The organism is Sporolactobacillus pectinivorans (assembly GCF_002802965.1).
Classification (GTDB): domain Bacteria; phylum Bacillota; class Bacilli; order Bacillales; family Sporolactobacillaceae; genus Sporolactobacillus; species Sporolactobacillus pectinivorans.
Window position 1 is genome coordinate 2,781,801 of the sequence record NZ_NXGA01000001.1, and the last position, 19,067, is coordinate 2,800,867.

21 protein-coding genes and 2 pseudogenes are annotated in these 19,067 nt (G+C 40.6%); 7 read left to right on the forward strand and 16 right to left on the reverse strand.

Features of this window, described 5'->3' with window-relative positions; translation table 11 throughout:
* Positions 1-22: 22 nt before the first annotated feature.
* Complete coding sequence (locus COP04_RS13465; protein WP_100488494.1) at positions 23-592, reverse strand: cysteine hydrolase family protein; 570 nt, start codon at positions 590-592, stop codon at positions 23-25.
* A 130-nt stretch (positions 593-722) separates the two neighbouring features.
* Here COP04_RS13465 and COP04_RS13470 point away from each other — a divergent pair, with 130 nt between their 5' ends.
* Positions 723-1,331 (forward strand): TetR/AcrR family transcriptional regulator, encoded by a 609-nt coding sequence (locus COP04_RS13470; RefSeq protein ID WP_100488495.1) that lies wholly within the window; start codon positions 723-725, stop codon positions 1,329-1,331.
* Between the two features lie 210 nt (positions 1,332-1,541).
* On the opposite strand, the gene COP04_RS13475 is transcribed toward COP04_RS13470, so the two are convergent.
* Positions 1,542-1,739 (reverse strand): transposase, encoded by a 198-nt coding sequence (locus COP04_RS13475; RefSeq protein ID WP_100488496.1) that lies wholly within the window; start codon positions 1,737-1,739, stop codon positions 1,542-1,544.
* A gap of 6 nt (positions 1,740-1,745) precedes the next feature.
* Complete coding sequence (locus COP04_RS20825) at positions 1,746-1,898, reverse strand: transposase (RefSeq protein ID WP_100488497.1); 153 nt, start codon at positions 1,896-1,898, stop codon at positions 1,746-1,748.
* 599 nt (positions 1,899-2,497) lie between these two features.
* On the opposite strand from COP04_RS20825, the gene COP04_RS19665 reads away from it, so the two are divergent.
* Both COP04_RS19665 and COP04_RS13490 read left to right on the forward strand, forming a co-directional pair.
* Positions 2,498-2,650, forward strand: coding sequence for a hypothetical protein (locus tag COP04_RS19665; protein WP_157800305.1), 153 nt, complete (start codon positions 2,498-2,500; stop codon positions 2,648-2,650).
* A 396-nt stretch (positions 2,651-3,046) separates the two neighbouring features.
* A complete protein-coding gene (locus COP04_RS13490; protein ID WP_100488498.1) occupies positions 3,047-3,664 on the forward strand; it encodes a TMEM175 family protein in 618 nt (205 codons plus the stop codon).
* A gap of 697 nt (positions 3,665-4,361) precedes the next feature.
* Here the strand turns inward: COP04_RS13490 and COP04_RS13495 are convergent.
* The 8 genes and pseudogenes from COP04_RS13495 to COP04_RS13530 all read right to left on the reverse strand — a co-directional run bounded on the left by COP04_RS13495 (position 4,362) and on the right by COP04_RS13530 (position 12,615).
* Positions 4,362-4,700 (reverse strand): hypothetical protein, encoded by a 339-nt coding sequence (locus tag COP04_RS13495; RefSeq protein WP_100488499.1) that lies wholly within the window; start codon positions 4,698-4,700, stop codon positions 4,362-4,364.
* A 49-nt stretch (positions 4,701-4,749) separates the two neighbouring features.
* On the reverse strand, positions 4,750-4,974 hold the full coding sequence (locus COP04_RS13500) for a DUF6920 family protein (protein WP_100488500.1): 225 nt from the start codon (positions 4,972-4,974) through the stop codon (positions 4,750-4,752).
* Between the two features lie 364 nt (positions 4,975-5,338).
* Positions 5,339-5,608 carry a hypothetical protein gene (locus COP04_RS13505; protein ID WP_100488501.1) on the reverse strand — a complete coding sequence of 90 codons (270 nt, stop codon included), beginning with the start codon at positions 5,606-5,608 and terminating at the stop codon, positions 5,339-5,341.
* Positions 5,609-6,095: 487 nt separating this feature from the next.
* On the reverse strand, positions 6,096-6,737 hold the full coding sequence (locus tag COP04_RS13510) for an MBL fold metallo-hydrolase (RefSeq protein WP_100488502.1): 642 nt from the start codon (positions 6,735-6,737) through the stop codon (positions 6,096-6,098).
* A gap of 80 nt (positions 6,738-6,817) precedes the next feature.
* Positions 6,818-7,597: an MFS transporter gene (locus COP04_RS13515; RefSeq protein ID WP_338062850.1), complete on the reverse strand. Its 780-nt coding sequence runs from the start codon at positions 7,595-7,597 to the stop codon at positions 6,818-6,820.
* Positions 7,581-8,411, reverse strand: coding sequence for an AraC family transcriptional regulator (locus COP04_RS13520; RefSeq protein WP_100488503.1), 831 nt, complete (start codon positions 8,409-8,411; stop codon positions 7,581-7,583). The genes COP04_RS13515 and COP04_RS13520 overlap by 17 nt, the downstream gene beginning before the upstream one ends.
* A gap of 1,233 nt (positions 8,412-9,644) precedes the next feature.
* Positions 9,645-10,086: pseudogene (locus tag COP04_RS20830) on the reverse strand (GNAT family N-acetyltransferase).
* A 417-nt stretch (positions 10,087-10,503) separates the two neighbouring features.
* Positions 10,504-12,615 carry an ArnT family glycosyltransferase gene (locus tag COP04_RS13530; RefSeq protein ID WP_100488504.1) on the reverse strand — a complete coding sequence of 704 codons (2,112 nt, stop codon included), beginning with the start codon at positions 12,613-12,615 and terminating at the stop codon, positions 10,504-10,506.
* Between the two features lie 276 nt (positions 12,616-12,891).
* Here COP04_RS13530 and COP04_RS20320 point away from each other — a divergent pair.
* Together COP04_RS20320 and COP04_RS20325 are read left to right on the forward strand one after the other, a co-directional pair.
* Positions 12,892-13,068, forward strand: a pseudogene (locus tag COP04_RS20320) (hypothetical protein); the annotation flags it as partial.
* A complete protein-coding gene (locus COP04_RS20325; protein ID WP_239985017.1) occupies positions 13,069-13,278 on the forward strand; it encodes a hypothetical protein in 210 nt (69 codons plus the stop codon).
* 260 nt (positions 13,279-13,538) lie between these two features.
* On the opposite strand, the gene COP04_RS13540 is transcribed toward COP04_RS20325, so the two are convergent.
* The 5 genes from COP04_RS13540 to COP04_RS13560 form a co-directional block, all read right to left on the reverse strand.
* A complete protein-coding gene (locus tag COP04_RS13540) occupies positions 13,539-14,012 on the reverse strand; it encodes a universal stress protein (protein WP_100488505.1) in 474 nt (157 codons plus the stop codon).
* 47 nt (positions 14,013-14,059) lie between these two features.
* On the reverse strand, positions 14,060-14,551 hold the full coding sequence (locus COP04_RS13545) for an ImmA/IrrE family metallo-endopeptidase (protein ID WP_100488506.1): 492 nt from the start codon (positions 14,549-14,551) through the stop codon (positions 14,060-14,062).
* 151 nt (positions 14,552-14,702) lie between these two features.
* Complete coding sequence (locus COP04_RS13550) at positions 14,703-15,038, reverse strand: helix-turn-helix domain-containing protein (protein ID WP_100488507.1); 336 nt, start codon at positions 15,036-15,038, stop codon at positions 14,703-14,705.
* 103 nt (positions 15,039-15,141) lie between these two features.
* Positions 15,142-16,440, reverse strand: a complete 1,299-nt coding sequence (locus tag COP04_RS13555) for an Nramp family divalent metal transporter (RefSeq protein ID WP_100489686.1) — start codon at positions 16,438-16,440, stop codon at positions 15,142-15,144.
* Positions 16,441-16,792: 352 nt separating this feature from the next.
* Entirely contained in the window at positions 16,793-17,128 is a 336-nt protein-coding gene (locus COP04_RS13560) for a hypothetical protein (RefSeq protein ID WP_100488508.1), read from the reverse strand.
* 382 nt (positions 17,129-17,510) lie between these two features.
* On the opposite strand from COP04_RS13560, the gene COP04_RS13565 reads away from it, so the two are divergent.
* Entirely contained in the window at positions 17,511-18,278 is a 768-nt protein-coding gene (locus COP04_RS13565) for a VIT1/CCC1 transporter family protein (RefSeq protein ID WP_100488509.1), read from the forward strand.
* Positions 18,279-18,296: 18 nt separating this feature from the next.
* Positions 18,297-18,986, forward strand: coding sequence for a VIT1/CCC1 transporter family protein (locus tag COP04_RS13570; RefSeq protein ID WP_162297106.1), 690 nt, complete (start codon positions 18,297-18,299; stop codon positions 18,984-18,986).
* Positions 18,987-19,067: the final 81 nt, after the last annotated feature.

The window sequence follows — 19,067 nt, forward strand, 5'->3', positions numbered from 1 at the left end:
GAGTAATTAACTTCTCCCATTTTTAGTTTTTATTCAAAGCAGCTATCCAAGAATCAACAGTAAGTACATCTGACTGTTTAGGGAATATCTTTCCCATGAGAACGCGTTGAACCTCAGGATCCGGATCAATGCATGCATCTGAGATCACCTTGAGCTTATAGTCTTTATCTGCGGCTTCCCTCAATGTTGATAAAATAGCTCCGCTTGTAGCGACTCCGCTTAAGACTAAGGTGTCAATCTGTTGCGAACGCAGTATGATTTCAAGATTACTTCCGGTGAATGCACTGAATCTGGATTTTGTAACTATCGGTTCGTTTGATTTAGGTTTTAGAGATTCATGAATTCCTGCTTCCATATCAGATACCGTCATTCTGCTGGACTCAGAAACCATTGAGAATAACTTGTTTTGGGGAGAGATTTCCGGATATCCTGTACTGAATGCAAGTCTCACAAAAATAACCGGAATAAGATACTTGCGTGCGGCTTCGACAGTTTTCTGGAATGGAAGTATCATCTCCTCATCTAAATGTGATATTGTGCTATTTTGCATATCCATAACCAGTAGTGCTTCTTTACTCTTTTGATTTGGCATTGTATTTTAAAACTCCTTCCGATTATGTTAATATAAGTGGAGAGGTATCCATTTATTATTAGTAGTATAAGCGGATACCTCTCCACTTGTCAAGAAAATCTTATGATTAATATTAGGAAGCGATGATAAAATGAATTCTAAACCAACTAAGCTTAATTTTTATCCTGAGCGTCGTGATGCAGCCGAGAATCGTCAACGAATATTGAATGCAGCTGTAAAATTATTTGAAGAATATGGTGTAGAACAAGTTAGCATGAATCAAATTGCCAATGAAGCAGAGGTCGGTCCCGGAACGCTTTATCGACGCTATAGAAACAAAGGCGAATTGTGTCTTGATTTAATTAAAGACAATGTCGATCTGCTTTTTAATGATATTCAGGAATATTTGGATCAGAATCATGTCGTTCCTCCAAATCAGCGATTAAAAGAGGTGCTCAGATTATTTATCTGTTTTAGGGAAAAAAAGGCGCAATTGCTTATAGGAGTCGAGGGATCGCCGTCAACCAATTCAGTTAAGTCAAGAATGTCCAATCCATTGTTTGAGGAATTTCATCGAATATTGGTAAAATTGTTTGACGAAATGAATGCGACTGTTTACACACATTTTGACAGTATATTTAGAGCAGACATGTTATTAACAGCTTTAAGCAAAGATTACTATTCATTTCAAAGAGATGTACGCCAATATACACCTGAGATGATTTTGAAACAGCTTTGTGAAATATTCATATCAATTTAATGTGACTTATAGCTTGCTAAAAAAGTGATAAAAGCACCTATTTTTACAACAAGGCGCTTTTATCAGTTAATTAAAAAATATAACTATTTTTATTATGGAAAACGTTTCATATGGCAGAAAAACGCACGGGAGCAGCGATCAAGGGAACTCCGATCACATGATTGGATCTGAATTGAAGGCTGGTGATCATGCTCTGAATTTCAAAGTAAATCAAAACCACCCGTTCACTGCCCCCTTTTTTACGTCCGCTCCGTGCTGATGCACGCGGACGACGGAGGCATCGATCATCACGTTTTCTTCATCAGGTTCAGCTGAGAGGATGTCCAGCATTTGATCAAACAAGCCGGCTTTTTCCCAGCAACGGAATCGGGTATAAACGGACTGCCAGGAACCGTAATAGCCGGACAAATCGCGTCACGGAGCCCCTGATCGAACCATCCAGAGCATGGCACTGAGTATGTGTCGGTTATCTTTAGTCGGTCGACCGCCCTGTGGTTTACGTTCAGGCGGCAAAATGAATTTAATGCGTTCCCATTGATCATCGCGTAGTTCATAGCGTCCATTCATATAGAAAATGTTACCAGATTTTAGTCGCCTTTGATAGTTTGAAAACACACTCTAGGAAATCAAATGACGTATTGGAATAGTCCAGTCACCGATCTTTGTCTTTACAATAGACAATCTTGCTTTTTATCGAATGGAGTTCCAGATGGCAGGTGGCGAAACGCTTCACCTCTGCAAAAAGTATGGACACAAAGAAATAAGGCTAAAATCGGATACCGTCTAAAGACGGTGGGTTTAAGTTGCTTTAATAGTAAGTAACCCCACCCCTCGTATATTATATTTAAGCTCGTGAAACAGGCACTAACATTCTAGTATTTCGACTTGGACATCTGGTGATATCCCTAGGATAATAAGTCATAGGATCACTTGGGACAAGGCTTTCCACCCCTGTAGATTGACTATAGTTAAAGACTGCTTTCCAGCGTACGCACACTCGCAGTCTGTTCCTCCTGTTGTTCCAACGCCTTGAAGAGTAGCCAAAGACGGCACATTGAGACAGGATTAGTTCTCATAAACGAGGTTGCTGATCGGCATCCACACTTAAGGATATCCCCAGATGCCCAAGTTAGAACGATCCTAAATGAAAGGAGGATTTTTTCAAAATGACCAATTTTGTTGGTTTAGACGTGAGTTCACTCGATGTGAAGGTCTGTGTTTTAAACGCCCAGGACAACAAAGTAACTGCTCTGACGATCACCAACGATCTTCCCGGTACTCAATGCATTCGGGATCAATTGCTGGCACTAGCCCAATAACAGAATGTGGACCGCTATAAGATCGGCTTGGAATCAACATCTGTTTACAGCTATTATCCTGCGATGTTTTTTATACCGACGAAGCGAATAAACTCTGGGAGCAATAATCTAAATTTTCTTTTCAACGACATTGTTATAACAATTTTGCGAACAATAATAACTTATTTTATCTGCAATATTTGACTATCAGATAATTTTATGTTTTTTAAATAAGTGTCCCCCGGGAATTTATTCTCTGAAAGGACACTTCATAGGCTCCGACATAAATACACAGTTATATTTTTGTACAAAAGCAAAACAATCAATTATGTGTCAAACAATGAGCATGACTTTACCCCTAGACGGTTCCCGAAGGAAACAAAGTCCCAAGGATTTAAAATAAGGAGAGATGAAATTATGGGCAAAAATAGGATTGAAGCATTTAGTGACGGTGTTTTCGCTATTGCCATAACCCTGCTTGTATTAAATATTAATAACCCGGATCTAATTAAAGCAAGCATCACCTCAACTCTGATTCGTCTGTACCCAAACATTCTGGCTTATATTCTAAGCTTTATGACCATTGGCGTCTATTGGGTCGCCCATCACACGATGATCCATTTTGTAAGAACTATTGATCGGACTGCTTTATGGATAAATAACCTGACGTTACTCTTCATTGCCTTTATGCCCTTTCCCACTTTATTGATCAGCTGGCATTATAATGATCCCATTGCAACTACCATTTATTGTCTCACGCTTTCGATGACCAATCTGACAGGTTCCTGGTTTTGGTGGTATGTTTCAAAAAATAGCCGTCACATCGAGGAAGGTTTATCGGGAAAATTTATCCACAGAATTTTAGTTGTACATCTGTGCCCGATAGCAATCTATGTTTTGGCCATCTGTTTTTCTTTTTATTCGATTTATATCAGTTACTTTTTAATTGCTTTGGTACCCGCCTTTTTCATACTGTCGAACCCTTTGATAAATAAAATACTTTTAATTGACAAGACAGATAGACCTTGGAAATAAGCGATAAAATCGTTTGTTTATGGAACGAAATATTTTAAATGGATTTCTTCATTTCATTGTACTCTGCGCATTTTTTGTTCTATGCAACTCTGAATTTAACGATCTTGCTGATTAGTTCGTCAGGCGGCTTTCCGATTGGAAACTGTACCGCCCCTTTTGATCCCTTATTATCCAATAGCCCTCTCCTTTTTGTTTAACTTCGGAATCGTTACACTTTTTTTGGAACGATAGATTAGATGAATGGCTTCTCAGAAAAGCTCTAGATCATTTGCAAGATGTTTCTCAAGTGCTTTAGGATTAGACTGTTGGTTCAGTAACTGCAAATAAGGCCCACTCCACTCTACAAAGATCACTCTGTGGAACTCCAGGAGTCTCTTGAAGCATTTTAATCAATTCAACAATGTGATATCCATTCACAACTTTATTAGACTCCAATGAAGACAGTATTTGCCAATTGGCGCTGTGGTCTGCGGATGTCACGACAGTAAAATTGTTGTTAGTGATTGGCCTGACGATTGCCCTACTTCCCTCCTGGATCGGCTCGCAAGTTCACCAAGAACAATGCAAACTCGAATCAAACTTCACCATATAAGGAAAGTGTGACCCGCTCGCTACATCTTCAGAAATGATGTTAAGCGATCACCTCGATTTTTGAACTGCGAAAGTTGAGTTTCTTATAGTATAAAAAAACAATCTGTCATTTTAAAAGCACATAGAGGAGTACGATGGCGTTCGGGAGCGTCCCCCACTTCGCGTCCGACCACCAGATAATGATCAGCGCCTGTGAAACAATAATCGCGGAAAAGGTGATCGGTTTCCACCAACGGCGGGCGGTTACAAGCCCGATCACGGATAAAAGAAAGAGAACGACAGCAGCAAACCAGGCCACCCCAAATATAGAATGCGACCAGCCCGGCAGCGGAAAGAGCGTACCGCCGGAGAGTTCTTTAATATGAACAAGACCGAGTTCATTCAGACCTCCCATTAAATGAATCAATCCGTGCAGCAGCATGATTACGGCGATTACCCAGGACATATTTGATTTCCTCCTTAAAAAACTATTATTAACTGATCCGGGCAGAAGATCAGTACACAACCGGCAGGTTATAGTCTATATCAGTAATTTCCAGTCTGAACCAGTCAAAATCCTCTGTTTCTTCTTTCCAGACGATCTCCGACTTGCAAGGTATTCTCATACCGTTAAATTCTCTAAATGCGGTATTGACACCGCCCCAATCGCTCAGGACATATTTCCCGTCGATTTCATCGAGCGGATTCTGAAATCCGATGGTCTGATAACAGCCTGTCATTAGCAGAGATCGGCTGGCCTATAAAAAAATAACACCTTTCAAGCAAGTGTTATTTTTACAATAAACATGTAATTTCAATCCACATCATTGACAAGATGTTAATTATGTAGTTCATGTGTCTGCCGGTTAATGACCGGATGTTTCTTTTGAAAATCTCTCAGCAATGACGTCCCCATCTCTCCTCCTCACATCTTCAGGAAAATTTGTATTACCTATCTCTACACTGTTGGGTATTTGCCCATATATCGCTTATGCAAATGACATGTGCACTCTTCTTCCAAGGAGTGCACACATGTCATTAACAATAATAAAGTCATTAACACAATGACCACTTTTCCGATTGTCATCCATACTTTTCAACTCCCTAAAAGTATGACTTCACTCCATAAGGCTGCCGGTAACTTTCAATTTTTATTACGAGATTAGCGGCGTCCGCCTGTGGATGATTTATAGCCGCGTCGCTCAAACCGCCTATGAAATCCACGTAATCGAGATGTCGTCTGTCTTGTCGCCTTTGAGAACGGATTTGCCGGTCGGCCTGCTCCAACAGTTCTTTGACCGGAGTTGAAGCTTTAATACGATTCCCGTTCCCATTGGCGGTTTTGTACGTGATCGTTACAAGAGGCTTGTTCATTATGTTACCTCCGTTCAGTTTGGTCGTGGGCTGGTGATGAACGAAGGATGGTGAGAGGATGGTACTCGTGGCAACGGCTCCCCCATACGGAAAACAGCGGCTTCGGACACATAAAGACCTCCTATTTCAAACCCTCAAAAGTAAAAAAGGACTCACTTATTAAGCCCTCCGCTACCATAACTTTCTGAAAAGATAAGCAGCAGTTTTAATTTCCATTTCAAAACCGCTGCTTGACTGCCTGTTTATGATTTTTTGCAAAACCATTTAGCTACTCAACAACGGTTTAAGCTGATTGAGGGCACTACCGAGAATGATTGTCTATATTCGAAAATGTCTATTTTTAAATCCGTCAACAGATATGTTGCTCCTCAATCCGTTTTCTGAATTGGAGGTGATATTGCGTTCTACGATAATCTTTTATTGCCAAACTGTTACCAGCTGAAAAACAGTAGCCAGACACTTTCAGTGCGAGTACCGTAAATTACACTCAATTATATTGTAGAACCACAATTTCCGGGAGATTTCTGATATTTGATAAATTAACATCAAGCTCCTTATAATTTTTTGCATCTTTTTTTGAAACTGCTATAAATGTGTCGACTTTTCCAACTATGAATCCGAGAATCCCCATTGCTTTCGTCCTGTAGTGCATCGGTATCACGACCGCCGGATTGAGCTGCTTCATGACTTCCGCTGCGCCGCTGGCACCCAATGTGACTCTCCCTCCTACAGGAAGGAACAATATATCCACTTTCCCGATTTCTTTGATTTGTTCAGGACTCAATAGATGGCCCAGATCACCGCAATGGCAGACATTTAATCCGTCTATCTTAAAATTATAGACGATATTTTTGCCTCTTTTTGCCCCGGAAACATCGTCATGAAAGGTCAGTACGCCTTTAATGTCGATGCCTTCCTGTGAAAACACTCCTGGGTCCTTGATAAGCACAAAGTCCCCCTTAACCGCGCCGACATTGTTATGGTCGCTGTGATTATGACTGACTGTAACGATGTTCGCTTCAATCTCCGGCGGTTTATAGCAGAATAACTTATGCGGATCAATGACGATCTTTGTGCCGTTTTCAGCCGTGAGCCTGAAGCACGATTGCCCAAACCATTTTATTTTCATAATTCCATCTCATTCCTTTTCTAAGAACTTATTCGGTTTTGCTCAATTTCTTATACACTCTGAAATAGACCCATACAACATTAAGCAACATCAATGCGCAGGTGACTTAGAAAACCGGCTACTATCAGTGAAATCATAATTACCTTATGCGCGCCAATTTTGTCAGAAAGTTTTCCCAGCCTTGGTGCGGAGATAATATTTGAAAGTCCTATTGCCGAGAAAAACAACCCGGAAATCAGTACAATATGACTTGCATTGAGGCTTAATTGAGATACATACTCAGTCATAATCGGTTCAATCGAATATAGCCCTATATTCAAGACAAAAAAGGTTATCAATATTACGACAGTCAGCTCTTTTTGCGAAACTGAATTCCATATTTCCCGCGACCCTTGTGACTTTTTATCATACCGGACAAAGGATTCCCTTACAAATAGCAGAGTGATAATAAAAGAAATCAAAAGGAGTCCGCTTATAATGAAATATACGGCCTGCAAACCTAGAGCAGCTTCTACCAATTCACTGATCGTCGGCCCTAAAGAACCAGCAATTGATGCGGTTGAAAGAGTCCCTAACGCATAACCGACATGTTCCCTATCCGTTTTTTGGTTACAGGCTGTACTATATCCTGTGATGGCCCCCTGTACGATACTGAGTGCGATCAGAATATATACGCTAGGAGCGAAACCCATCAGTAAATAGACGATGCTCATTCCAATACCCACCCGAAGAATCATCAGTTTTCGACCAACTTTATAGGCATAACTTTCCCCTGTTAAAAAAATCGACCTCCATTCACCTTTTGATTTTAGAAAGAATAACGGTTGAAAGCCATACACAATTCTAAAATTCATACACATTCTTGCTATAAAATTCTGATGGACTTAATCCCTCTATTCTTTTAAATGTCCTACTGAAATAGAACTCGTTGGTGTATCCCAGCTCATATGCCACTTCTTTTACCTTTTTATTGCCCTCAATAAGCAGCTCTTTGGCCTTGTCGATTTTCATTTTATTAAAGTACGCAATAATTGGATAGCCCGTTGCATCTTTGAATGTTCGGGATAAATAGAATGTGGACAATCTGGCTATCCCGGATAATTCTTCTAAAGTAATCTTTCTATTGATATTCTGACGCATATATTCTATTATCCGGTCAATCTTCAAAGATATAGCATGATTTTTGTTCTGTTTTTTACTGTTTTGAGAAATCAGAATAAGCAATCGCCGAAGTAATGTTCCGGCAATAAACTCATAGCTTGGCCCCTTGTTATTCCAAGTATCCAAGAGCTTTTCAAACAGCTCTACCGCAGGGGTATAGTCCGTTATTTCTTGGGCCGATGGCTGATGTAAGGTTCGGATATTCTGCTGATACTTCCATTTTCCGTCAGAATCAAGTGCCATACACGAGCCGCTGAAATGCACCGTCATATAATGTTCGGGATTTTGAGCACGTGGTTCGATTGTTAGTTGTACACCGGGAGGAATATAGAACAGCATTCCCCTTTTCATCGTATATCTGTTTTCTCCAATTACGATATGGCCGTTCCCCTCGCAAACGAAGATCAGTTCATGATGTTGCAATGTCCTTGTAACTCCGTTCAGAACTCTTACCGGATCCGTTAATTTTTGCCCTGTACAGTAATGTATTTGACATAATATATCCGTTACCATACTTTCCTCCAAAGTGATGTGAGCATTGAGAAATTTGTAATTTATCCTGCAACAGTTCTACTGCAAAGGCTGCAGGTCAGCTTAACGCATCCGCCTCTCCATGTAAAGCCGTGTATAGTATTATTATTTGCTAATTGCCAAATACTACATTCCCTAATTGCACTAACACTCTCTTGATCTTGGTTCCATCAAGTTGATCAAAATCAAATACCCATACAAGAGTGTGTCAGGTAATTCAAGCATAGATTATACTGAATGAGATGTTTCTTCATCAATTATTTTTCAATGATTTAAAAACCTTAATTAGGCTCACCGCCAGAGCTAGATCGAGCAATATTCAGAGACATGCAGGTACTATCACAACTCACTAATAAACCAGCGCACATTTAAAATAATTAGTAGCACAATGTTTATGATTAATGAAATAAACATAGGTATTTACCCATATATTTGCTTGTGCAAATGACACGGGCACTTCTTTCTAGGAGTGCCCGTGTCATTAACTATAAAGTAATAAATTCCACAAACACCATTTTTGTGAACAATTATGTTTAGCACAACGCCATTCGTTCATAGTTGTAACAAATTTGAAGAAGTTTTTCCCATACCATCCGGAACTTGAATAATTCCTTCTTTGTCAAAATAGCATTTTTAATCATGAGCGCGACATCCCTGATTTCGTTACTCGTAATAAGCCCTTCTCTCAGATAAATCACCGTTCTTGTTGACTAACACCTGTACATAGATAGTTGCCGATAAAACTGCGATAACGCAAAGAGGTAACACACCCAAACCATCTAACGTCTTTGTCATGATGATGTCTACAGCCAGTTTCTAATCGGGCTTGTTATGATTGCACCATCTTTTACCCATAATTTTACTTGTTGCTTTCCTTTAGATTTAAAGCATCAACGAATGATGTAGAAATTCTGATAACCTTAGTAATTTTCCACCCGTCGATCATGGAAGAAAGCTCTAATTGCTGATTGTCCATCTTCAATCACTTCCAAGATTTATAGTTTTAATTTAGTTACCTTTTATCCCGTACTGAATAAGCTATGATATAACTTAACTTCATCTAAGCTATTGTAGCTACTAATGAATTGAATAGTCCTTTTTTCATTGTTACTCCGTAGTGCCTTTTTCAATTTGAGAATTCTCACAAGGTTACGGGCAATACCCTCATAGCCTGTATAGAATCTGACCTGATTATCCAAGTGGGTATAAGTGTCATTAGGGATACATATAATTTCTTAAGAGGCCTTCTTTTTCAAAGCCAAGTTTTGTCAATAATTGATTAGATGCTTTATTCTCAATAAATACGACTGCTCCGATACGTGCTAACTCAAGTTCTTTAAATCCATACGTTACAATTTTAGGAGCTGCTTCATAAGCACAGCCTTTTCGCCAATGTTGCGGATGAAGTTCATACCCTATTCATCCCTTCTATTTTTGCAAGACCAGACGCTAAACCCTATCGTTCCTATAATTAATGCTGTCCCTTCCTTTTATGTGAATCCCCCATCTAATACCTCATTTTCCTTCATAGTTTCTTGCAAAATAATTCCTCGAGTCTTGTTAAAGTATCCTGTCCATAATAGCGTGTCACATCGTTATTGGAAAAGCAATTAAAGATGCCTTGTGCGTCTTCGTTTAAGATTTCCTTCAATAGCAGTCTTTCTCATATGGAAAATGGAAAACATTTACTATTAAAGATTATTGGATTCGAATTGTTTTTGTCAAAATGAAATTGGCCACTTGATGCGCGGCATCCGTCAACTATTCACAAATTGAACAATTCCCCCCTTTCACATATACAATTCTAGCAATTTTCCCCTTCGCTGTCTCGATAATTCCAAATGTATGAATAGGACACTGATCGACGCACATTGCATCGATCAGTGTCCTCAGGTTTTCCCATCTTGAATAAGGTAAATTATTTCATGTGCCAATAATCTTTAAGAATAAACTAACTTGTCGATTATTCAGCCAAAAAATATATATGTCAGATGTAAAAGATTTAAATGCCCCATCGATAAAGATCCACCTGACAGCAGGCGCTAGTATCCGCATACTCAATTGTTTCATCAAATCATTTCGCAGCTGTTTTCTCGACATACTCATATAACTGTGCACTGCCGAGCTCACCCAATCTTTTTCCGCTACGTTGACTAGAGTTCGTTGCCGTATCCTCCCATTCCGCAGTTGGTACGGGCTTGCAGTTCTTCTCAATCCAGTTTATATTCTGTGACTGTGTACTGGACCCTCCGATGAAACCACCGAGTTGTGCATAATTACCGAAATTGGAATTTCCCTGATTTCTAAAACCGCTAAATTTTGTTCCATTCCCACTACCAAACCCAGATCGGAACTGGTTGGAACTCTTTTTATTCCTATTCAGCGATGTAGATCCTCCTGCGGAAATTAGGAAATACTTGACCTTCCCCTCTTTAGCTAACGTTTGCAGTTGCGAGGGAGTGATAGCCGGGTCGGTACCGCGGAATCCGCCCATCGCCATTACGGGAAGTCCAGTATCTAGAATGTATGGGGCGGCGATCGTGGCATTTTGAGTTACTAATAGATATCTACCTTGATAGTGGTTTATTAAAAAGCTCAGCAATTTCTCATTCACGTTGGCATTGTCCTGTCCCAAGCCAAAAATACCACCAGAAAAATTGTAATTTCCGTAGTTTGAAGACACCCGTGGGCCGGCAGTTGGGTTGGATCCGTTTCCTGCATATGTCAGTGTACTATACGACCAATAGGCCGGAATGACCGCCATACTGAACAAGGACGCACCTACCATTGTCCAGGAAAAGAGACGTTTATGATTTGTCACAATGGTAAATACCAGCGCCATCAAGGCGATAACGACGCCGATACCAACCAATGCTGTGAAAATTCCTCGTAGATTTGCGTACGACCAGACCAAATGCAACTGATATACTGCCATACCAACCAATACGATGATAGCACCTAGAATGACCTTCCATTTGTGATGCAAATAGTGACGAATTTCTCCAAACCCAATGCCTACCATCGCTGCAATGGCAGGTGCCATGGTCACCATATAGTAAGTATGCATTGCAGAGACGAACGTGAAGTATAGCACTGTGGTCGCAAACCATGTACCCCACATTGCGACAGATGGTCCGGCAGTTGCTAATTTTTCCGATTTACGACGATATCTTAAGAGAGCTAAGACAAATCCAACTATGCCAAGGGGCAGCCACCATCCAACTTGTTCAGCGTCACTTCCGGTGAATAGCCGGAAAAAATCATTGGTCTGCTCGCGGTATTGAGAGCTGATATGGAACGAACTCGCACTATTTCTGGTAATTCCATTTCCAAAATTATGGCTCACCCCTGCTGTGCGTGCAAAGTTCCGCATTCCCCCATTTCCACCGTGCATTCCAGTGACCCGCTGAATTCCATCGTATCCGAATGCCAGATTTATTTCGCTGTTTGTTTGGGTACTGCCTACCCACGGTCTATCTTGAGCTGGCACTGCATCCACAATCACAGCCCAGGATAAAGAGACAATGGTTAAGACACAGGCAGCTAAGAATAGATGCATGATTTTGGTTCGAATTTTAAGTCCCTTCACTAATGCATAGCCAACAATCATGGCTGGCAAGACCAAGAACGCTTCAGCAAACTTAACGTTAAATCCGATGCCGAGCACCCCTGCTGCAGTAAGCAACCAAAAAAGTCTGTGTTTTCCTCCTTCAATGGCTTTCAGCAGTGCCATCGCAGCAATTAATAGCACTGTTGTAAGAATGCTATCAATAGTGTTGTTTCGATTGGTAGCTACAGATAGCGGAGTAATTGCTAGTAAAAATGCAGCAATCAGTCCTGGGATATAACCATGTTTTTTGGATATCAGATAATAGAGGATAAAAACCGAAATAACCCCCGATAATGCCTCCGGGATCAGGATGCTCCAGCCATGGAAGCCAAAAATCCAGGCACTGAGGGTTTGAATCCAAAATCCCACTGGGGGTTTGTCAATGGTGATGAATCCACTTGGATCAAACGAAAGGAAGAAAAAGTTATGAAAACTTTGCAGCATGCTCTTTACAGCTGCTGCGTAATACGTGTTTGCATACCCATTTTGAGATAAATTCCAGAAGTCAAGAAAGACGGATATAAATCCAATGAGAATAAGCCATACATGCCTCGGATAAACCCGAAGATTTTTCACTGAAACCACCTCTATTCTTATTGTGGTGAAAATCCAGATTTGATGTGCATCCTAAAATTGGACAGGACAGTTTGTTTATGATGCCGGTCAATTCTCAACCCGAAGCCGTTCGTTTTCTGTCCCCAGTGCTCTCAGGTATTTTGTATCTCTCTGCATTTTATCTTGATTACTTTTTATACAGTTCTTTATGTAGTTATTTTGAAATTTTTTGTCTGTCTTCCTGTGTTTCCCCAGCAGTGAAACGTCCCTTCTTTCGATTATGATCTGAGCATAACAGTGACGGACAAGACGCGGTTAATCATTAAAAATAGCAGTTGTCAGTATGGGTCTGGTAAGCTGCGACAGGTAATCTATCACACCCTAACGAATTCCTCAGAAATTACACGGTGTTTTGCAGATCTTCTTCCAGAAGATAAGGAGGGCGCGTCAATTAAGAAGTTGCAAGTTCACGGATTGAAAACAGCCATGATTGGCGATGGTATTAATGATGCCTCCGCTCTTGCAAATGCCAATCTTGGTTTTGCTTTGGGAGGTTCAGGGACCGTTACAGCAGTGGAACCGGTTGACATTGTTCGCATGGCTGATAGTCTGACCAAATTCCTTAAAGACTTTCTACTTAGAGAGAAATTATTAAAAAAAATATTATCTTTGCTCTGTTCGTGAAAGCAGCTGCACTGTTTCCAATCTTTCCGGGATAGTTGACACTTTGGTTTGTTGTATTCACCGATACGGGAGCTGCCTACTTGTTATTCTAATAGCTTACTACTTTTCAAAGTAAAAAATTAAGCTGAAGGAAATCTGCAGATGGTAACTGTAGGTTTTCAGCCTCTTACAAAAGGTGAATCAGGTGAATAAAACATAGTCTCCCTAAAGTTGACTGTCTATCAGTCAGCGTTAAGGAGACTAATGTTTATCGGTTTTGATTAGCGAACAATAAATACAGAACACGGGGCTAATCGAGCTATATAAGAGGACTGACTCCCGATACCAATCAGATAGCGATCTAATTTACTGGTTCCCGTGGCACCGCAAACAATCAGATCACAATGATACTTCGGAATAACCTTCTCGATAATAGCTGAGCCGGGCGAATCTTCACCTGTAATACTCTTTACGTCTTTAACGCCTTCGCTTTGTGCCATTTTTTTTAATACATTGACACGATTAGCAAGCTCCGCTCTTATATTGTGAATCGACGGTGTAAAGGTTTTAAAGGCTTCAAGAGTGGCTGTGTTCAAATATGAAACGATCAGCAGAGAAGCATCGAATTTCTTTGCCAAATCGAGAGCCACCTTGAATGCTTTAGTAGCCTCTTTTGATTCATCGACCGCAACCAAAATATTCTGATAAGAAATTTCTCCATCTTCATTTATTGGATTGGATATTTTTTCTGACATATTACCAGACTCCTAACTTAATTGTATAGTAACAAGCTCACCAAAAGTTATAAAGTTTCAGAATTTTCCTTAGCCATTTGATTCAACCGCACGTTTACCCTTTGTAGAGAAACTTGAAAAACATCTGCCATTTGTTCAACAGAGTAGTTTTGAAGTATGAACTCCCTGACCATTGGATCAGGCATGAGCAACTGATAAGCAAACCAATCTGCCTCTGATTCTTTCTTAGGAAGCACATCAGACGAATAGCGGTTTGGGCAATATAATTGACCACTCTTGCACTGAGAAAAGTGAAGATAATAATGACCAAGTAAATGGGCAAGGATAAATCGCTGTGTTCTTTGATCGTGATTAGCTGTCAGATAAAAATATACACCCCTTTTATTTTTCTTAGCGATAGCAAAGATATTTCTGAATTCAAAGTCCGCGTGAAAGACATTAATATTCTCCCTTAGGGCAATGCGCATTGGATTAACCGGCATTGGGTCCTTTTCAATTAAATTCTTCACCTTTTTCGTGATTCTTTCTTCTGTCAACATTTCGGATCACCTTTTATGGCTGATTCTTACAATCACAAAGTTATTAAAGTGTCTATCTCCATTGACCGATAAACTGATCGAAACGTATAAGATCGATTTTTCCTGACCCTGTACACACAATGTTTGGAAAGTTTTAAAGAAAATTTGGGTGTTACTTATTCGTGATTAAAGTAATTGAATGTGCTGAAATAACAATCTTAACGCCTAAACCCTTCGAAATTTTCATAAGAGTGTCTAAAGAGATACGATTCCAACCATTTTCTATTCGGGAAATCAGGCTTTGGTTGACTGAGAGTAAGTCTGCCATTTCTTTCTGGGAACATTTTCTTTTTCTCCGTAGATGTACGAATTGAGCAGCAAGGCTGTGCGTATCAACAGTTTTATTACGCATTTCTTTAATTTTTGCCCGGCACTCATTCAGATATTCTTCCCATGGTTTCTTAGCCTTTACATTTCCTGCATATCTGTATTTTGAACGAGAATGCATACATCACAGTCCCTTCCCATATTCAATATCCAACTATCAGTGGATAAAAAAACCCCGTACGAACCGTGTACTGGGGGACCTAAACCAGACCATATGTTGATGATCAGGCAAAAGTTTGATAGACCAGAAATACGTTCAAGCAGATAACCACTCCGGCAACCGCCCAAGCCATGATTGTTGTCAGTTTGTGGTTAACCATCTGACCCATGATTCTTTCTTTGCTCGTAAAGATCACAAGCGGAATAATGGCCAGTGCAATACCAAAGGACAAAACAACCTGACTCATGACCAGCGCGTTTGTCGCATTGGAACCTGAAACAATGATGGCGAGCGGTGGAATCATCGAGCAAATACGCCGGATAAAAATGGGTATTCTTTTATGGATAAAGCCCTGCATCATAATATCTCCGGCCAGTGTCCCAACACATGAACTGGACAGCCCGGCTGCCAGCAATCCGACACCAAACAGAAGAGAGGCACTTGGGGCGATATAAACACCGAATTCTTTAAAAGCCACGCCCAAATCTGAAATCACGATGTGTCCGAAGAACGTCGAAGCAGCGACAGCCAGCATGAGGGCATTTACCACACCAGCTATGATCATAGCAATCAAAATATCAACCATTTCAAAGTGGAAAATCTTTTTCCTTTCTTCCGGCGTCTGGCCAATCACTCTTCTGCACGTTAAACCCGAGTGCATGTAAATGGCGTGGGGCATGACGGTCGCCCCCAAAATGCCGGCAGCAAGCAAAATACTGGCTGCTCCCTGGAAGTGCGGTACGAATCCGGACATGAGCGGTGCAAACTGAGGTAATGAAAACGCAATTTCGCAGCTAAACGCGATCACTATGATGAAAACCATGGTTGCGATAGCCATTTCCAAGGGGCGGAAGCCTTTGATCTGAAAAAAGAGAATAAGCAGGACACTAATCGCAGTTAAAATGGCTGCTGGAATCATGGGAAGGCCAAAGACAAAGTGAAAGCCAAGCGCAGCACCGATAAATTCAGCCAAGTCAGTCGCCATGACCATAATTTCGCCTTGAACCCAATAAAAAAATGCAACGCCCGGTTTCCACTCATCGCGTAGGATTTCTGGCAAATTACGCGAGGTGGCAATCCCGAGTTTCGACGATAAAGTCTGAATCAAAATCGCCATCAGGTTGGAAACGATAACGACCCACAGCAACAAATAGCCGTACTGTGATCCCCCCTGAATATTCGTGGCGTAGTTGCCTGGATCAATATAGGCTACTGCAGCAATAAAGGCTGGCCCGAGGAATGGCAGCGTCTGTCGCCAGCCTTTTTTCTTTCCAATAGCCGTTTTGAAGGATTCAGAGTGCTCCCGCCTCTTAAACCTTGGTAGTGCTCCCGCTGCAGACCCGCTGTCAGCTACCGCTGCCATGATCGACTGTTCGTCTTCTTTTTTGTAAGACATTTATTCTGGCCTCCTATTTGCTTAATGAAGAAAAGTTTCTATAAAGAAACTCTTCTTCCTGATTTCAATATATAGCGTCTCTGCCCAAATTGCAACCCTAAAATTAATAACGGCTTTCATCCTTTCACAAATAAAAACAGTGAACAAAATAGACGTGTTCACTGTTTTCAAATCGTTTATATTGTTTTTTTAGCTGGATCATCGACATGACTTCCATAGGCATTTATACATCATGCCTGATTTGGTCCATTCTAATCCCCTTCAAAGAAATCGATTCGGTAACAAATGTAGGCGAGCCCTTTGAAGGGGTATGGACATTTCAGTTATTACGCCTATCCGTTGGTTTTGTGTCATCTCTCCCTTTACGTTCATGTTTATCGTATATTTCTGACAAGGTGTGAGGCAACTCTTGGTGTTTGTTAAAAACTTGCTGCAAATCAGAAACCTTCCCCATATCGGAACGTCGTCGGACTAGTGTAACGAATAGCCTGAATACAAAAAAATAAATAAAAGAGACGATTCCTATTCCTCCAATGTTGATTAAGGGCCATTTCCCTACAAAAACGGAGATAATAGTAACGATAACTACAATTAACACCGCAAACAACAGCGCTTCAAAAAGTATTTTCCGCATGATTTTTAACCGGACTTTCATGATATTTCACCCCCTTATGGTTATGTTAAGTATTAAATTGTTATAGTTATTATGTCAATATTAATATAAAGTAAATTTGTCTTTACCAAGCAGAATATTTCAGAATAAAAAAGCAGAACGCAATAAAATACATTGATGCTCAGGCAATGATAGTGATTATCATTATCTGTTTAAGATTTAATCGATTTTGATTTTTATTATCAATTATAAAAATAAATGAGAACAAAATACTTGAAATTGAGTAAACTGGTGCTACAATTTAGTCTAATGAATGACTTGTTCCCTAATGCAAATTACGGGTTTCTGCATCTGCAGAAATTTGTGTATTGATAGATTTACAGACCTTTTACATCTTTATATTTTTTGAAGGGAGAAAGTGTAAATGACTGACATATCAACTAATAAACCTTGCCAATCGGCTGTCGAACCTAAAAAAACATGGTTACAGAAAATAAATATATTTCACGTAAACACAAATAAAAAAATTTCTCTGGCACAGAAAATCAATGTACTCCGTGCCAGTGTGATGGGTGCAAATGACGGGATTATTTCGGTAGCTGGAATTGTCTTAGGGGTTGCCGGTGCAACGAGTAATAATTTTGCCATTTTCATTTCCGGTATCGGCGGGCTGCTTGCGGGAAATATTTCGATGGCTATGGGCGAGTACGTCTCTGTACATTCACAGAGAGATGCGCAGCAAAAGGCGACTGTTGAAGAGACTCAATTATTGGAAACCCATTACGATCAACAATGTCAATTTATTTCAAACAAGTTAATTAAGTCCGGTATCTCCTCTGAGTTATCAGAAAAGGCGGCTCAGGAAATGATGGCAAAGGATCCGTTAGTGACAGTCGTCCGTGAAAAGTATGGGTTTGATCCAAACGAATTTACAAGTCCTTTTGCTGCTGCATTGGCCTCAATGTTGTCCTTTACAGCTGGGGCATTACTGCCGCTGGGCGCGATCACACTGTTTCCTGCCCAGTGGAGAATCGCTGGGACGGGGTTTGCAGTTTTTTTCGCCTTGATCATTACGGGTTACAGTGCCGCAGTTTTAGGGCATGCAAACAAAAAACGTGGCGTTGTCCGCAATACCTTTGCAGGATTGTTGACGATGCTTGTCACCTATTTCATCGGAAGTCTGTTTGCTTAATACAGGGAGGAGCCGTTCATGCTATTTAAAAAAACAAAAAAGGTTCAAACAATGGAAGAAAAGTTAAATACATTGAGAGCAGGAGTACTTGGCTCCAATGATGGTATTTTAACCGTTGTCGGCGTGCTGTTCAGTGTAGGGGCGGCAACGACCAATCACTTTACGATTTTTATTGCCGGTTTGTCTGATCTGATCGCGTGTGCCTTTTCTATGGCTGCAGGCGAATACGCATCTGTCAGTACACAGAAAGACACAGAAAAAGCGGTTGTGACCAATGAACAGACGCTGATCGGTACGAACTATGAGCATCAACTGCAACATGTCACAAGTTATTATCAGGACAAGGGGGTCACTCCAGAAACGGCAGCAGCAATCGCACAGGAATTAATGAAACAAAGCCCGTTGCAAACCGTTGTCAATGTGAAGCACAATATTCATCTGGGACATTATGTGAATCCGTGGTTTGCTGCATTGGCTTCCCTGTTTTCCGCAGGATTAGGCGGCTGTCTCCCCCTGCTGGCCATCACTTTTCTGCCAACAAGTTACCAATGGCCCGGAACAATTATGGCGGTTGTTCTCTCTGTGGCGCTGACAGGCTATATGAGTGCCAAGCTTGGCCGCGGATTTATAAAAAAAGCCATCATCCGGAATGTGATCATAGGCATTATAACGATGTTTATTCACTACTATGTCGGAATTTTGATCTGATTCTGCGATGATACAGCCACTTTTAAAGTTACAAACAAATGAAAGGGGACAGTACATGCGAATGATTTACATTGCATATAC

Excerpts from the sequence above, each read along its gene's own strand:
- COP04_RS13470 (WP_100488495.1), top strand. The coding sequence starts at position 723 with ATGAATTCTAAACCAACTAAGCTTAATTTTTATCCTGAGCGTCGTGAT.
- COP04_RS13570 (WP_162297106.1), top strand. The coding sequence starts at position 18,297 with ATGCTATTTAAAAAAACAAAAAAGGTTCAAACAATGGAAGAAAAGTTA.
- COP04_RS13550 (WP_100488507.1), bottom strand. The coding sequence starts at position 15,038 with ATGCATTCTCGTTCAAAATACAGATATGCAGGAAATGTAAAGGCTAAG.
- COP04_RS13520 (WP_100488503.1), bottom strand. The coding sequence starts at position 8,411 with ATGGTAACGGATATATTATGTCAAATACATTACTGTACAGGGCAAAAA.
- COP04_RS13555 (WP_100489686.1), bottom strand. The coding sequence starts at position 16,440 with ATGGCAGCGGTAGCTGACAGCGGGTCTGCAGCGGGAGCACTACCAAGG.
- COP04_RS13500 (WP_100488500.1), bottom strand. The coding sequence starts at position 4,974 with ATGACAGGCTGTTATCAGACCATCGGATTTCAGAATCCGCTCGATGAA.
- COP04_RS13565 (WP_100488509.1), top strand. The coding sequence starts at position 17,511 with ATGACTGACATATCAACTAATAAACCTTGCCAATCGGCTGTCGAACCT.
- COP04_RS13515 (WP_338062850.1), bottom strand. The coding sequence starts at position 7,597 with ATGTGTATGAATTTTAGAATTGTGTATGGCTTTCAACCGTTATTCTTT.
- COP04_RS13510 (WP_100488502.1), bottom strand. The coding sequence starts at position 6,737 with ATGAAAATAAAATGGTTTGGGCAATCGTGCTTCAGGCTCACGGCTGAA.
- COP04_RS13505 (WP_100488501.1), bottom strand. The coding sequence starts at position 5,608 with ATGAACAAGCCTCTTGTAACGATCACGTACAAAACCGCCAATGGGAAC.
- COP04_RS13465 (WP_100488494.1), bottom strand. The coding sequence starts at position 592 with ATGCCAAATCAAAAGAGTAAAGAAGCACTACTGGTTATGGATATGCAA.
- COP04_RS13490 (WP_100488498.1), top strand. The coding sequence starts at position 3,047 with ATGGGCAAAAATAGGATTGAAGCATTTAGTGACGGTGTTTTCGCTATT.
- COP04_RS20825 (WP_100488497.1), bottom strand. The coding sequence starts at position 1,898 with ATGAATGGACGCTATGAACTACGCGATGATCAATGGGAACGCATTAAA.
- COP04_RS13560 (WP_100488508.1), bottom strand. The coding sequence starts at position 17,128 with ATGAAAGTCCGGTTAAAAATCATGCGGAAAATACTTTTTGAAGCGCTG.
- COP04_RS19665 (WP_157800305.1), top strand. The coding sequence starts at position 2,498 with ATGACCAATTTTGTTGGTTTAGACGTGAGTTCACTCGATGTGAAGGTC.
- COP04_RS13540 (WP_100488505.1), bottom strand. The coding sequence starts at position 14,012 with ATGTCAGAAAAAATATCCAATCCAATAAATGAAGATGGAGAAATTTCT.
- COP04_RS13545 (WP_100488506.1), bottom strand. The coding sequence starts at position 14,551 with ATGTTGACAGAAGAAAGAATCACGAAAAAGGTGAAGAATTTAATTGAA.
- COP04_RS13495 (WP_100488499.1), bottom strand. The coding sequence starts at position 4,700 with ATGTCCTGGGTAATCGCCGTAATCATGCTGCTGCACGGATTGATTCAT.